Below are 12,171 nucleotides of genomic sequence, written 5' to 3'. Positions count from 1 at the left end.
GAAAAATTGTGACGCGATGTCTACCGAAAAATGTGACTTCCCTGGACGAATTTTTTGTGATTCCTCGATCGTCGAAAAGTGTGACGCGCCAGGACGCTTTTTCTATGGTGCCTCGAGTCCAAAATGTGACACGCCGGCATATGATTTATTTTTTTTTCTTCATGTTGATAATCCAGTTAATTATGTTTGTGATCTTCTCGGTCTTTCTATCGATGATCTTGCTGTTATCGTTCATTTGCCTGATAGTACTTTAAAGACATGGGTTTCTCACCCCCGTGCTATTCCTGCTCATATTCTCTTTATGTTTCATCTTCTTTTAACTTCTTTGAATCATGGCGCGGGTGGGTGCCCGCTTTGCGGGCTCCCGCGCTCTTGATTCATTATTAAAAGTTGTACGCGGGGTTATTATGGAACATTTTAAATACGGGCTTACGTTGCATGATATAGAAATAGTCGATAAAAAAATATCCAAACAAATTAATTTTTTGAAGGAATTTATTTTAGACTTCGGTGACGGTGCGCCTATTTCTCTTTTAGATTCTTCTATGTCGGCCAATATCAACCCTAAAAAGTATTTTGCCGAGGTTAATAATCGCGTCAATTCTCTTTTTGAATATTCTAAACAGTTGGGTTTATATCCCGTTTTTCTTACGATCACTTTGCCTGATCGGTTTCATCCTTCATCTAAAAATTACGATTCTTCTTTATCTGTTCGTGATGGCGTTCGTCATTTGTCTGATTCTTGGCGTTCTTTTCGTAACTTGAAGGTATTTTCTCAGATAAAGAAAAAGACTGGCCATAATCCTATTTATCTCAAAGTAATTGAGCCTCACAAGTCGGGTGTTCCTCATGTCCATGTAATGCTTTTTCTTCCTAAAAACTTTATTCTTTCAATGAAACAAATCTTTAAACGCCATTTTTCGCGTGACGGTGCTTCTAAGTATGCTCAGGACTTTAAATATACATGGTCTAATACTTCGGGCGGTGCTGTTGCTTATCTGCTTAAATACATCAATAAGACGTTTAAAAACGCTCTTGAAGATAAAATGACTATGGAGGCTTATTATTTTGCCCGTCACCGAATAATACGCTTTACATGCTCTCGTGTGCTGGTTCCATTGTATATTCATCGAAAGATAAAACATGATCCGCGTTTTCGGGATTTTTTGACGTGCACCGATTACTATCATTCGGGTGTGCTCTATTCTGCTTTCAATAAAAAATTTGTTCTTTTTATTGATGATCCTAATGAAGCGGATCAGGCAATTTATGCAAAAAATCCGATGATCGATGATTTATTTAAAAAATCGAAAACCTGGGTACCTGATCGTATTGTTAAACATCGCGAGGATACCAGGGTTCCTATTTTTATCGATGGTAAAAAATCGTCTTATGTTTTTCAGCATAAACGTATTTATGAACCAGTAACGGCGATTTATGATTATTCAGATTGGAATTTATTAGAATATTATCGTTCTCTTGATCCTGATTTATGTGATTTCAATCATTTTATAAATGTTCGTAACCTTTGTGTTTCTCGTGGTCTTATTGATTCTGATCCGCTTTTAACTCAGCAGCTCTTTGGATTTGATGATTATAAAAATCTTTGTTCATTTAGCTGATTAATCTAAATTTTGCTTTTTCGATTTTTATTTTGTATTCGTTTTCTACGTCATAGATTGCTATAAAATCTTTTGGATCGATATTATTGAATGCTCCTATATAAGCGTTCTTATCGGTTGTTTCTGCATAATAATAATTCTTTCCTTCTATTTCTAATTTCGCGTATGGTTTCATTAGGTTTTTTTCATTTTCCATTTCGACCGCTATAAACGCGTGATCGTTTGTATATATCAATACGCTTTTCACATTTATTGCTTTTAACATTGACGCCATTAACTGGCTTTTTTCATCGCAGTCCCCGCCGTATTTTATTACTTCGGTCGGTCTTTTATTGATTTCATTTTGATAAGTGTAATTTATTTTTTTAACGTAGTCGTGTATTGCTTTTGCTTTACAGTCATTTTTTTCGCATTGCATAGTAATTGAATTGGTTTTTTCTTTTACAGCATCACTTACGTTAATAAAATTTGTCGCAAAACCTTTTCCTACGCTTATATGTTTTGGTACAGTATATTCTTCATCTGATATGTAATTGCGGTATATAAACACTGTTGCGAACACGGTTATGATGCTTAAAAATAAATTTTTTGTTCTCATCGTTTTTATTTTATTTTTTTGTGTTCTTTAAGGGATTTTTTAAGTATTTAGGGGGTACAATAATCCAAGTTATAGGGAGCTGGAACTCCCTATTAACTTTCAAATTCTTTGCGTAATGTTCGAACTTTTGCAGCCTAAATCTTAAGCCTCATTAACTTATATTCCCCTTAATTTAATATATATTATATTGAAAATATGATTTGTACGAAAAGCCGTATATGCCCGGGTAACAACTTCTTTCAATATTTTCATTTGTCACCGGAATCGCGGGTTATGCAGCAATCGTTGATGCCCAGGATCGATCCCGCGACGAGTGAGGGGTTGATCCGGTACCTGCATCCGTATTCCACATCCTCACGTTTTTCGGTTGCCATGGTGCGGGCGATCTCTTCGGTGTATTGGCCCAGTTCGACGATCGCTTCGATCACCTCGTCAAAATATTCGGACAGATTGTTGCGCATGTTTTCCCCTTTTAACCGTGTTGACGTCTGAAGAGTGCGAGGCATAAGTGTAGCATGTTTAAAAGGGACGTGCGTACGTCGCGGCAGCGATGCCGCCCTTCCCTGCACTGAAATGGCGCTTACGCACGAACCGAAAATGCATCGATTGTAAACGAACGGACAAAAAACGGGTACGAATCGACCGCGGAATCAACTAAACTATATACATTAAATATGCAACGGGAAAGAGTAAAAATGGAATACACGCTTGCCGACACCGATTTTCTGGTGTCTCAGACCGATTCGAAAGGGATTATCCTTTTTGCGAATGAAGATTTCTGCAAAATCGCGGGTTACAAGCTCGAAGAGCTGATCGGGAAGCCGCACAATATCGTTCGACATCCCGATATGCCCAAAGCCGCGTTCAAGGATTTGTGGGAGACTGTCAAAAGCGGCAGAGTCTGGAAAGGATACGTCAAAAACGCGACCAAAAACGGGGGGTATTACTGGGTCTTCGCGACCGTTTATCCCAACATCGCCTGCGGCGAAAGCGATCACGGCTATATGTCGTGCCGCCGGAAAGCCTCCCCCGCCGAGATCAAAGCGGCAGAAGAACTGTACAAAACAATGCGCTAAAGGGCCCATAGAGTTATGAATAAAACGACAAAAAACATTGTAATTGCCGCTGTCGCCCTGCTGGGCCTGATTATCGTCTTTGCCGTCGGTTCGGCATGGGCCGGCGCCGCCGCGATCGCCCTGCTGGCGCTGACCGCGATGTGGGCGCTTTCATCATCGGAGGGGAATGCTCTTTTGGCACGGCATCTGGGCGATTTCGAGGAGCTGTTGCAGTTCAAACGCAATCAGCTCGAATCGGTCGAAGCCGCCCCCGGTAGCCTCGAAGACAAACTGAACCACATCGCCAAAACCCACGAAGGTATCCTCGAGCAGGATACCAAAGTGGCGGGTGAAATGGTACTGTTGGCGGATAAAGTGCGCCGCGGCCATTTCGCCTGTCGTGTCGCCAGCGACAGCAAAACGCCGCACGTCCATCTCCTGCGTAAAACGATGAACGCGATGCTCGATGCGACCGAAAACAACCTCGATCAGGCGATTCGGGTTTTGCAGGCGTTGAGCGAGGGACATTTCGCCACGCGGGCCAACGTGCAGGTCGAAGGAAAAATGGCGCAGATGCTCGAAAAAATCAACGAGCTCGCGGTGGCACTGCAGTCAATGGAACAGCAGAACAACGAAGCCAAAGATGTACTGCACAGCAATACCCAGCAGCTGCGCGACACGATCGAAAGCCTCCGCTCGAACCAGTTCGTCGAGCTCAACGGGATGATTAATACGACCGTCGAACGGATCCATACCGTCGCCAACAAAGAGCATGAACTCTCGATCAACCTGCAGTCGCTGGCCGGCAATGCCCAGGAGACCAAGCAGATCCTCATCACGATCGGCGACATCGCCGACCAGACCAACTTGCTCGCTCTCAATGCGGCGATCGAAGCGGCACGTGCCGGGGAACACGGACGCGGATTCGCCGTCGTCGCCGACGAAGTGCGCAAACTGGCCGAACGAACGCAAAAAAGCCTTGCCGAAACGGCGGCAACGATCAATATTCTGATTCAGGCCATCAACGATAACAGCGAATCGCTTAACCAGAACATGGACGAAATGATGGATCTGACCAAATACGTCGGAAACGTCGACAACAAAATGGAAGAACTCCTCGCTACGATGGATCGCCTCAGCTGACCCTTCGCGGTCGGCCCCTTCTTATTGAACCCGTATTTTCCGCATAATCCGCTGTAATCCCAGTCCGACCACCATCAATAATATCAGCCCGGCGAACAAAGGCCAGATCAGGAAAAAAGAGAGATGCCCCTGTGTAACGATCAGGAAATTGGCACCTGCGGGGGGATGAATCACCCTGAAAAAATGCATCAGCGCGATGGTTGCCCCCAGACCGACGCCGATACTGAGCCAGTCGCCCGATGTGTAGTGTAGTACCGCGATTCCCAGCAGTGTAGAGATGAAATAGCCGCCGAAGATGTTTAACGGTCTGGAAAAAGGGCTGTTAGGGGCGCTGAAAAGCAGTACCGCCGTTGCCCCAAACGGAGCGATAACCATCATGGTTCCCGCTTTTTGGGCGATGATGCCGATCAGGGAGAGGCCCAAAAAGGCCCCGAGGCCCGCTATGAAGCTTTCAAGGCGATGGGCCGTCATGTTGGACTCCTGGATAAATATGGCAGTATTGTATTATTACTATCTTCGAATAGTATTTAGCTGCCGATTTAGTTTCATGTATTTAAAGAGTATGTTATGCGAATAAGAAGCAAACTTGGATTAGAATCGGTTGAACGCATTAAGAAGGATAAACCATGAGTATGCATTTTTCCAAAACCGCCGAATACGCGATCCGGGTTTTGATCTATCTGCATCGTCATGATGGGGCTTTGCAGCCGGTCAGCGTCTTGCACCGCGAGCTTGGTCTCCCCTACAAGTACCTCACCCGGCTCATGACCCGGCTGGTCAAAAAGGGATTAGTGTATGCCGCTCGCGGCAGGGATGGAGGATTGAGTCTGGCAAAAAGCGGTGAAGAGATTCGACTCTACGACATTCTGGGAGCGATCGGCGAAACGTCGGAATCTTCGCGCTGTATCCTCGGTTTCGACTCGTGCGACGCTGCCAATCCGTGCGCACTTCACGATCAGTGGACGGCGCCAAATGCGATGATCGACACGATGATCCGCTCGACCACCCTCGCCTCGCTGAGCGGGAACGTTCATACGCGAATCTAGCGTTTGACGCTTCCTCAGCATCATCCCTCTCGAAATCGGGTACGGAAGCGCTATAATTGCGCCGTCAAAAGGAGATGTATGGGAAGTGAAAAAGGGGCTGCAAAAGCCCGAAAAATCCGCGAAAAGCAGGTGAAAGCAAAAATTCAGGCCGCCATCGGGATCCATCTGCTTTACGGAAAAAAACCGACCGTGCGTTCCGTCGCCGAAGAGGCGCAGATCAGTACGGCCACTGCTGCCAAATACCTCAGAGAAATCAATACGAAACCCTGAATCCCGTGGCTGTATCAGATAGATTATCTATCTGATACACGCTAGAACAACCGCCCTATTTTACGAAATCCGATCCAGTACATGATACCTCCCACCGCAATAACCCCTCCGAAATAGGGAAGCAGATCGATCCATCCGCTGCCTCGGTAGAAGATGCTTTCGGTCCCCTCGATGTAATACCGCAGGGGGGAAGCGAGCGATACAACCTGCAACACCGGGTGCATGGCGTATATGGGCGTCCAGGCACCGCTGAGGAAAATGAGGGGCATCATGACGATGATAGAGAGTTGTGCCACCTGCATCACGTCGCGTGCGATCGCGGCGATGAAAAGCCCGATGCCCGCGCTGGCACAGACGTAAAAGAAACTCAGTAGCGCAAATGCCGCAAACGAGCCGTTGAGCGGCGTTGCAAAGGCACCGAGTACGATGAATCCCAGGGATATGACGATCCCAGCCATCACGATCAGTACCTGGGAAAACGATTTGGCCAGAATGATCAGCTTGGGGTCGACGGGCATGAGAAGCATGATGTCCCAGGTCCCCTGCTCTTTTTCTTTGACGAAGACTACGGCGGTGAGGATAACGGTCAGCATCGTGATGATGGAAAGCATTTCGGTCAGCGCCATGAAGGTGTGATTGTCGGCATTTTCGTTGAAAAGTTTGTGGCTGGCGACGTCGACCCGGATGTCGGGCGCGGCAATATCAAGAAGGATACTCTGCAAATATCCCATCGTCGTATAGGCCTGCGAGGCTGCCGTAGCGTCGAGGAGGACGTTGAGCTGCGTACTTTGGCCCCGTCGGAGGTTTTTTTCAAAATCGGCGTCGAAGACGATTCCCACGATGATCTCTTTGTCGAATATCGCGCGGCTAAGCTCTTCTTGGGAACGGAAACGCTGCGGCGGGAGGAATTCGGGACCATGCAGCCGTGCAAGGATTTTTTGGCTGATTCCCCCTCCGGTGTCGTCGACGTAGCCGACCGCAACGTTGCGCGGATTGATTTCGATACCGCTTCCCGCAATGTAGACTTCGACCGTGAACGAATACAAAACGACGAGGACAAGCTGCCAAGAGCGTATGAACGACAGCATCTCTTTACCCACGATGGCCCAGAACGTCCGGTTCATCTGAGCTCCTTGCGCAGAAACAGCCGTCCCAGACCCAGAAGGGTGAGCGCATACAAAAACATGATCCCCAGGTAGCGCACCGTTTTTTCCGATTCGATCCCCTCCCCGATCAAAAAGACATCGTAGAGAATATGGTTGTAGTACATGACCGGGAAGATGTGGGCCTCGATTTGCGACGGGCCGCTCATGGAGGAAATGGGCATGATGATCCCCGAATACATAAATCCGGGGATGATCGTGATGATGATGGTGAGAACCACCGCGACGATCTGGGTCCGGGTCACGACGGAGATGAGCATGCCGATCGAGATGCTGATGAGCAGATAGACTTCCGATGCGATCCAATAGAGCCAGAAACTCCCTCGGAACGGAACGTCGAAAACATAAACCGCCCACAGGAAAAGGACGAAAATATTAAGCGAATGGAGCAGGAACGCGGGGATCAGCTTGGCCGTGAGAAACTCCCATTTCGAGAGGGGGGAGGCGTAAAAGTTGAAAATCGTCCCCCGCTCTTTTTCCTTGACGATCAGCAATGCTCCGAGAATGGCCGGCGAGACGAGCAAAACCAGGCCGATCAGCCCTGGAACGATAGCGTCTTCGTCGCGCATCGCCTGGTTGAAAAGGGTCCGCTGATTGATACGTATCAAGGTGGTATTTCCAACGGCTCCAAGACCCGATGCGGCATCGAGGATGACCCCGCGTACATACGTTTCGATCGTGACGCCCCGACTCGGAAACGCTGCGTCCACGAATACCCCGATGGCGGTACGCTGGTTGTGGAGCAGCCGTTTTTCAAACGACTCGGGGATGACGACGATGACGTCGGCTTTGGCCTGTTTGATACGCCCGAGCGCCTGGACTTCGCTGATCGGCTCTACCTGTGTACGGAAATAACGAGAGTGCTCGAATTTGGCGATAAGGCGCTGGGAAAGTGTGCTGTTGTCGTTGTCGATAATCAGCGTACGCGCCCCGGTCACCTCCATCCGTATCCCGTAACCGAAAAGCAGCAAAAGCATCGTCGGCAGCAAAAAAACCATGACAATAAAGCGCGAACGGACCAGTTCGACGAGTTCTTTATAAATATAAGCCCGGATGATGCGGAGTCTCATCGGTAATACTCCATAAAGATCTCTTCGAAGCTCTGCGCACCCGGATGTAGCGCATAAAGTTCATCGACACTGTTGTCGGCTATCTTTTTGCCGTCGCGCAAGAGGACGATGCGATCACAAAATTCCGCTTCGCTCATGTAATGGGTCGTAATAAGGATCGCGATTCCCCATTTTTGTTTGAGGGCGGTGAGGAGCTGCCAGAACTGCGCACGCGCGATCGCGTCAACCCCCGACGTCGGCTCGTCCAGGAAAAGGACCAGCGGATCGTGCAACAGGGCGGCGGCGAGTGAAAAACGCTGGTTGATCCCCAGCGGAAGGTTGGAGGGGATCTCGTCGAGGTACTCCTTAAATCCGAGTTCCTCGGCATAGAGGGAAGTTTTCTCGAGGGATTTTGACAGTGCAATACCGCGCATGGCGGCGAAATACAGCAGGTTTTCGCGGACCGTCATGTCGTTATAGAGGGCGAAATGCTGACTGACGTAGCCGATCGATGCCTTGAGGGTCTGACGATCCGATGCGTTTTGGACCGGGCGCCCCAGCAATTCGAGTTTTCCACCGTCGATCGGCAAAAGCCCGAGAAGCATTTTGATAAACGTCGTTTTTCCCGCGCCGTTGGCTCCCAAAAGCCCCAATATCTCGCCGCGGTTGAGTCGAATATCCACCGAATCGTTCGCAACAAATCCGTCAAATCGTTTGGTCAGGGCATGGGCTTCCATGACTGTCGACGCGTGATCGTATTCTTCGGGGCGCGCAGTTATCGTAATGGGCGGCAGCGTCCGGGCTTTTCGGAGCGCGTTGACGAAAAACAGCGCTTCGAGAGTGGGCTCGGCGTGTGGAAGTTCCAGAGGTTCGAGCGAATAGAGGGCATCGATGGTTGTAAAGCCTTGGGAACCGCCGCCTGGGACATAGGTCATCGGGCGTACCGATTCGATGAGTTCGGATGCCGTACCGCCCGCGATGATCTCCCCTTCGTCGAAAAGCAGTATTTTATCCATGCGGGCCGCTTCTTGCATGTAGGCGGTACTGACGAGGATGATGGTCCCCTCTTCGCGGCGTATCCGGTCGAGGATATTCCACAGTTCGATCCGGCTGAGAGGGTCGACGCCCGTCGTCGGTTCGTCAAGGATCAGGAGCTTCGGGCGGTGCAGCAGGGTACAGATGAGGGAGAGTTTTTGCATCATACCGCCGCTGAGGTTTCCCGCCCTCCGGTCCGTGAAACGCTCCAGCCCAGCCATATGGAGCAGACGGCGTTTGTAATCGAGGTAGTCGCCATCAAGAGAGAGATTGCGGATGTCGGCAAAAAAATCGAGATGTTCCCCGACGTTGAGCATTTCATAGAGTACCAGCCCGATCCCCTGCGGCATGAATGCGGTATCGGCCTTGATGGGTTCGGCTTCGGCGGGAGAGCGGTAGAGGGTCTCTTTGAAGCGTATCTGCCCTTCGAACGCCCCGACACCGGCAACGGCGTGCATCAGCGAACTTTTTCCGGCCCCGTCGGCCCCGATAAAGCCGATAATTTCCCCCTCTTTGGCCGTGAACGAGGCGTTGCGTATACCGATGTGCTGTTTATAGCGGACGGTGACGTTGTCGACCCTGAGCATCCGGTTTACCCCTTTATTCGGGGACTTCCCGAAGGGTGCCGGGAAGATTTTTGCCGTCCAGCGTCACGACACCCACCGCCGGAAGGCCGAGTTTGAGAAGCGGATCGGGCTTGAGGGGTTTGAGATGGACGGCATACACCCGCTGAATTCTGTCGCTGGCAACGGAGACCTCTTTGGGGGTGAATTCGGCTTTTTGTTCGATACGGACTACTTTGGCCGCTATGGGACGGTCCGGATACGCATCGACGAAAATGACGGCGCGGTCTGCGATTTTGATTTTGCCGTTTTGAAGCGTATCGACGAAAATTTTCAGGTAGAGCGAGGAGGGATCGATCAGTGTCACGACCGGATTACCGGCTCCGACCACCTCGCCGTTGTGGGCGATCCTTTCAACAACGAAGCCGTCCACCGGGGAACGCAACTCCATTTCACTGAGGACCGCACGGCTTTGGGCCTGCGATGCTTCCATGGCTTTGATCCCCGCTGCAAGCGCGTTGTTGGCTTCTTGCATCGCATCGATTTTCCGCTGGGCCAGTACCGCCTCGATGCGGGAACTTTCGGCGATGGCGATCGTTTCGTCGAGCTGTTTGCGCTTGTAGATGAGCGCACCGAGCTGTTCGCGATCGGTTTTCAGCTTGAGCTCGGCGGTTTCGAGCTGGCGTGATTCGACAAGGCGTTTTTCCACCAGATCGCGCATCCGTTCGAAATCTTTTTCGCTTTGCGCGACGATGTTTTTCTGGGCGCTGAGCATACGGTCGAGCTCGTCGCGGGAGCGCTGGCTCAGGGCCAGATTGGCGTCGGCTTTCAAAAGAGTCTGGGGCAGCGTTCGTCGCAGGATGTCCAGCTCGATTTCCCGGGAGCGGTATTCGCGGCGTGCGGCATCGAGTCTGGCTACGGCCTGATCGTGCTGTGCACGGGACTCTTGGCTATCGATCAGAGCGATCGTCTGGTTACGGCGTACCCTTTCTCCTTCTTCGACACCGATGCCGTTGAGCCTGCCGGGGTATTTCGCGTTGAGATTGATCAAATCGCCATCGATCCGTCCCGTCCCCTGAATCAGGTTTTCAGCTAACCGGGGCGGATGGAGACGGATATAGATCAAAACGGCGCCTATGCCGAATAATACCGCGATCAGAGCGCCCAACCAGTACTTCTTCAGGGTGGAAAACATATTCGACTGCCCTATTTCTAGATTTAGACCATCTTATAGCGTTGTAGCTTAATTCAGTATCAATTAATCGTATCGTGACTATATTGACAAATAGAAAAGGAGAGCGCATGAAGCGTTTGTTGCCGTTCATTTTGCCGACACTGGTATTCGCTCAGAGCTATCCCGAAATTCTGGCCGGGATCGACGCTTCGCATGCCGTTCAAAGCGCCCGAGCGGTGGAACACTCGGCCTACGAAGCGTATCTCGCGGCCGAAGGGAAACACCTTCCCTCGCTCGACGCCCGTCTCAGTGCCCTCAAACTCAACCGAACGCCGACGGCGGTGCTTGCATCGTCGAAAATGCAGACCGCTTCGCGTAACAACGTCGAAGGCGAACTCTCTCTGACTTATCCCCTTTTCAGTGGATTTGCCCTCTCCGCATCGGCCGGAAAAGCCAAACTCCAGCACGAAAAAGCATTGCTCGAAACCTCCGATCTCAAGCGCAACCTTTACCTGGATGCGACACGGCTCTATGCCGCAGCGGCAGGCTATGAAGCGGTAATCGCCGCACAGGCGGAAGCTAAAAATGCCATCGATGCCTCGTACGCAAAAGCGCGGGGGATGTACGCCAACGGTCTGCTGGCGCCGGCCGAACTCTACGCCATCGAAGCCAAAGGGTATGAAATCGAAGCGGATATCGCCGAAAGCAAAAGTGCAAGGCTGCGGCTGCTCAATACCCTTTCCTACCTCACAGGCGGTCGTGTCGATACGGCAAAGCTCCCCTCCGAGGCGCTCTGGGCGCCGGACCCTGCGGAGGTGGAAACGGCTGCGCGGATCAACCGCGAAGACCTCCTCTCCCTCGCAAAAGCGCTCGGAATCGCCCGGAGCGACATTGCGCTCGCACGGAGCCGCTGGTATCCCCAAATCGCGCTTGTTGCTTCGCTCAAGCGCCACGGTGACGCATTCGATCTGAACGGCGACGGATACACGAACCCCGATAAAAGTTACGGAGGGATCGTCGCGTCGTGGAACCTCTTTTCGGGGATGAGCGACTATCACGCGATTCAGGCCTCAAAAGCGTCCGAAATGGCCGCATATGCCGCGATCGAAGATTATACAAACCGTATCGTCTCCGAAATCCGAAACACGGCTTTGGAGATCGAAGCAACCCGAAGCAAGCTTCTGAGCGCGCAAATGCGGATCAAAGCCGCCGCCGAGTATACAAAACTTACGCGGGGACGGTTCGAGAACCAGCTTTCGAGTGCGGACGAACTGGGCCGTGCGATTGCCGATCTTGCGGCCGCTAAAGCCGCGGCCGCAACGCTGGAGAGTGAACTCTTCACCCTCAATGTTTCGCTCCTGCTTCAGGGCGGCTTGGAAATGTTCCGTGAAAAAACGGCGATTCGTTGAGGATTCGGCTTTGTTTGACTATAATAGACTATTTGCTTGAAGGA

At 50.6% G+C, this 12,171-nt stretch carries 14 protein-coding genes; 7 read left to right on the top strand and 7 right to left on the bottom strand.

What is annotated here, in order from left to right; translation table 11 throughout:
* The first annotated feature begins 16 nt into the window (after positions 1–16).
* Together AB1763_08685 and AB1763_08680 are read left to right on the top strand one after the other, a co-directional pair.
* Positions 17–376: a hypothetical protein gene (locus tag AB1763_08685; GenBank protein MEW5832900.1), complete on the top strand. Its 360-nt coding sequence runs from the start codon at positions 17–19 to the stop codon at positions 374–376.
* A 31-nt stretch (positions 377–407) separates the two neighbouring features.
* Positions 408–1,622, top strand: coding sequence for a replication endonuclease (locus tag AB1763_08680; GenBank protein MEW5832899.1), 1,215 nt, complete (start codon positions 408–410; stop codon positions 1,620–1,622).
* Here AB1763_08680 and AB1763_08675 read toward each other — a convergent pair.
* A complete protein-coding gene (locus AB1763_08675; protein MEW5832898.1) occupies positions 1,615–2,220 on the bottom strand; it encodes a transglutaminase domain-containing protein in 606 nt (201 codons plus the stop codon). The two genes, AB1763_08680 and AB1763_08675, sit on opposite strands and share 8 nt — an antisense overlap.
* Before the next feature lie 248 nt (positions 2,221–2,468).
* Entirely contained in the window at positions 2,469–2,681 is a 213-nt protein-coding gene (locus AB1763_08670) for a hypothetical protein (protein MEW5832897.1), read from the bottom strand.
* Between the two features lie 234 nt (positions 2,682–2,915).
* Between AB1763_08670 and AB1763_08665 the strand changes: the two genes are divergently transcribed.
* Positions 2,916–3,296: a PAS domain-containing protein gene (locus AB1763_08665; GenBank protein ID MEW5832896.1), complete on the top strand. Its 381-nt coding sequence runs from the start codon at positions 2,916–2,918 to the stop codon at positions 3,294–3,296.
* Between the two features lie 15 nt (positions 3,297–3,311).
* Positions 3,312–4,418, top strand: a complete 1,107-nt coding sequence (locus tag AB1763_08660; GenBank protein MEW5832895.1) for a methyl-accepting chemotaxis protein — start codon at positions 3,312–3,314, stop codon at positions 4,416–4,418.
* A 21-nt stretch (positions 4,419–4,439) separates the two neighbouring features.
* Here AB1763_08660 and AB1763_08655 read toward each other — a convergent pair whose 3' ends face one another.
* Positions 4,440–4,889 carry an HPP family protein gene (locus tag AB1763_08655; protein ID MEW5832894.1) on the bottom strand — a complete coding sequence of 150 codons (450 nt, stop codon included), beginning with the start codon at positions 4,887–4,889 and terminating at the stop codon, positions 4,440–4,442.
* Between the two features lie 155 nt (positions 4,890–5,044).
* On the opposite strand from AB1763_08655, the gene AB1763_08650 reads away from it, so the two are divergent.
* Entirely contained in the window at positions 5,045–5,464 is a 420-nt protein-coding gene (locus AB1763_08650) for an Rrf2 family transcriptional regulator (protein ID MEW5832893.1), read from the top strand.
* Between the two features lie 78 nt (positions 5,465–5,542).
* On the top strand, positions 5,543–5,734 hold the full coding sequence (locus tag AB1763_08645) for a hypothetical protein (GenBank protein MEW5832892.1): 192 nt from the start codon (positions 5,543–5,545) through the stop codon (positions 5,732–5,734).
* A 41-nt stretch (positions 5,735–5,775) separates the two neighbouring features.
* On the opposite strand, the gene AB1763_08640 is transcribed toward AB1763_08645, so the two are convergent.
* From AB1763_08640 to AB1763_08625, 4 genes are read right to left on the bottom strand one after another with little or no spacing between them, the layout of a single operon-like run.
* A complete protein-coding gene (locus tag AB1763_08640; protein ID MEW5832891.1) occupies positions 5,776–6,858 on the bottom strand; it encodes an ABC transporter permease in 1,083 nt (360 codons plus the stop codon).
* Positions 6,855–7,967 (bottom strand): ABC transporter permease, encoded by a 1,113-nt coding sequence (locus AB1763_08635; GenBank protein ID MEW5832890.1) that lies wholly within the window; start codon positions 7,965–7,967, stop codon positions 6,855–6,857. Before AB1763_08635 ends, AB1763_08640 begins: the two co-directional genes overlap by 4 nt.
* Positions 7,964–9,568 carry an ATP-binding cassette domain-containing protein gene (locus AB1763_08630; GenBank protein ID MEW5832889.1) on the bottom strand — a complete coding sequence of 535 codons (1,605 nt, stop codon included), beginning with the start codon at positions 9,566–9,568 and terminating at the stop codon, positions 7,964–7,966. Before AB1763_08630 ends, AB1763_08635 begins: the two co-directional genes overlap by 4 nt.
* A gap of 13 nt (positions 9,569–9,581) precedes the next feature.
* Positions 9,582–10,739, bottom strand: coding sequence for an HlyD family efflux transporter periplasmic adaptor subunit (locus tag AB1763_08625; protein ID MEW5832888.1), 1,158 nt, complete (start codon positions 10,737–10,739; stop codon positions 9,582–9,584).
* Between the two features lie 107 nt (positions 10,740–10,846).
* Between AB1763_08625 and AB1763_08620 the strand changes: the two genes are divergently transcribed.
* A complete protein-coding gene (locus AB1763_08620; GenBank protein ID MEW5832887.1) occupies positions 10,847–12,127 on the top strand; it encodes a TolC family protein in 1,281 nt (426 codons plus the stop codon).
* Positions 12,128–12,171 lie beyond the last annotated feature (44 nt).

The sequence above is a fragment of the Campylobacterota bacterium genome (genome assembly GCA_040752835.1).
In the GTDB taxonomy this organism is placed as follows: domain Bacteria; phylum Campylobacterota; class Campylobacteria; order Campylobacterales; family Sulfurimonadaceae; genus Sulfuricurvum.
Note: the sequence above shows the minus strand (reverse complement) of the source record. Positions and strands in the feature narration are given on the sequence as shown.

Coding starts and splice junctions, on each gene's coding strand:
- AB1763_08670 (MEW5832897.1), bottom strand. CDS start 2,681: ATGCGCAACAATCTGTCCGAATATTTTGACGAGGTGATCGAAGCGATC.
- AB1763_08645 (MEW5832892.1), top strand. CDS start 5,543: ATGGGAAGTGAAAAAGGGGCTGCAAAAGCCCGAAAAATCCGCGAAAAG.
- AB1763_08655 (MEW5832894.1), bottom strand. CDS start 4,889: ATGACGGCCCATCGCCTTGAAAGCTTCATAGCGGGCCTCGGGGCCTTT.
- AB1763_08685 (MEW5832900.1), top strand. CDS start 17: ATGTCTACCGAAAAATGTGACTTCCCTGGACGAATTTTTTGTGATTCC.
- AB1763_08635 (MEW5832890.1), bottom strand. CDS start 7,967: ATGAGACTCCGCATCATCCGGGCTTATATTTATAAAGAACTCGTCGAA.
- AB1763_08660 (MEW5832895.1), top strand. CDS start 3,312: ATGAATAAAACGACAAAAAACATTGTAATTGCCGCTGTCGCCCTGCTG.
- AB1763_08665 (MEW5832896.1), top strand. CDS start 2,916: ATGGAATACACGCTTGCCGACACCGATTTTCTGGTGTCTCAGACCGAT.
- AB1763_08625 (MEW5832888.1), bottom strand. CDS start 10,739: ATGTTTTCCACCCTGAAGAAGTACTGGTTGGGCGCTCTGATCGCGGTA.
- AB1763_08630 (MEW5832889.1), bottom strand. CDS start 9,568: ATGCTCAGGGTCGACAACGTCACCGTCCGCTATAAACAGCACATCGGT.
- AB1763_08675 (MEW5832898.1), bottom strand. CDS start 2,220: ATGAGAACAAAAAATTTATTTTTAAGCATCATAACCGTGTTCGCAACA.
- AB1763_08680 (MEW5832899.1), top strand. CDS start 408: ATGGAACATTTTAAATACGGGCTTACGTTGCATGATATAGAAATAGTC.
- AB1763_08650 (MEW5832893.1), top strand. CDS start 5,045: ATGAGTATGCATTTTTCCAAAACCGCCGAATACGCGATCCGGGTTTTG.
- AB1763_08620 (MEW5832887.1), top strand. CDS start 10,847: ATGAAGCGTTTGTTGCCGTTCATTTTGCCGACACTGGTATTCGCTCAG.
- AB1763_08640 (MEW5832891.1), bottom strand. CDS start 6,858: ATGAACCGGACGTTCTGGGCCATCGTGGGTAAAGAGATGCTGTCGTTC.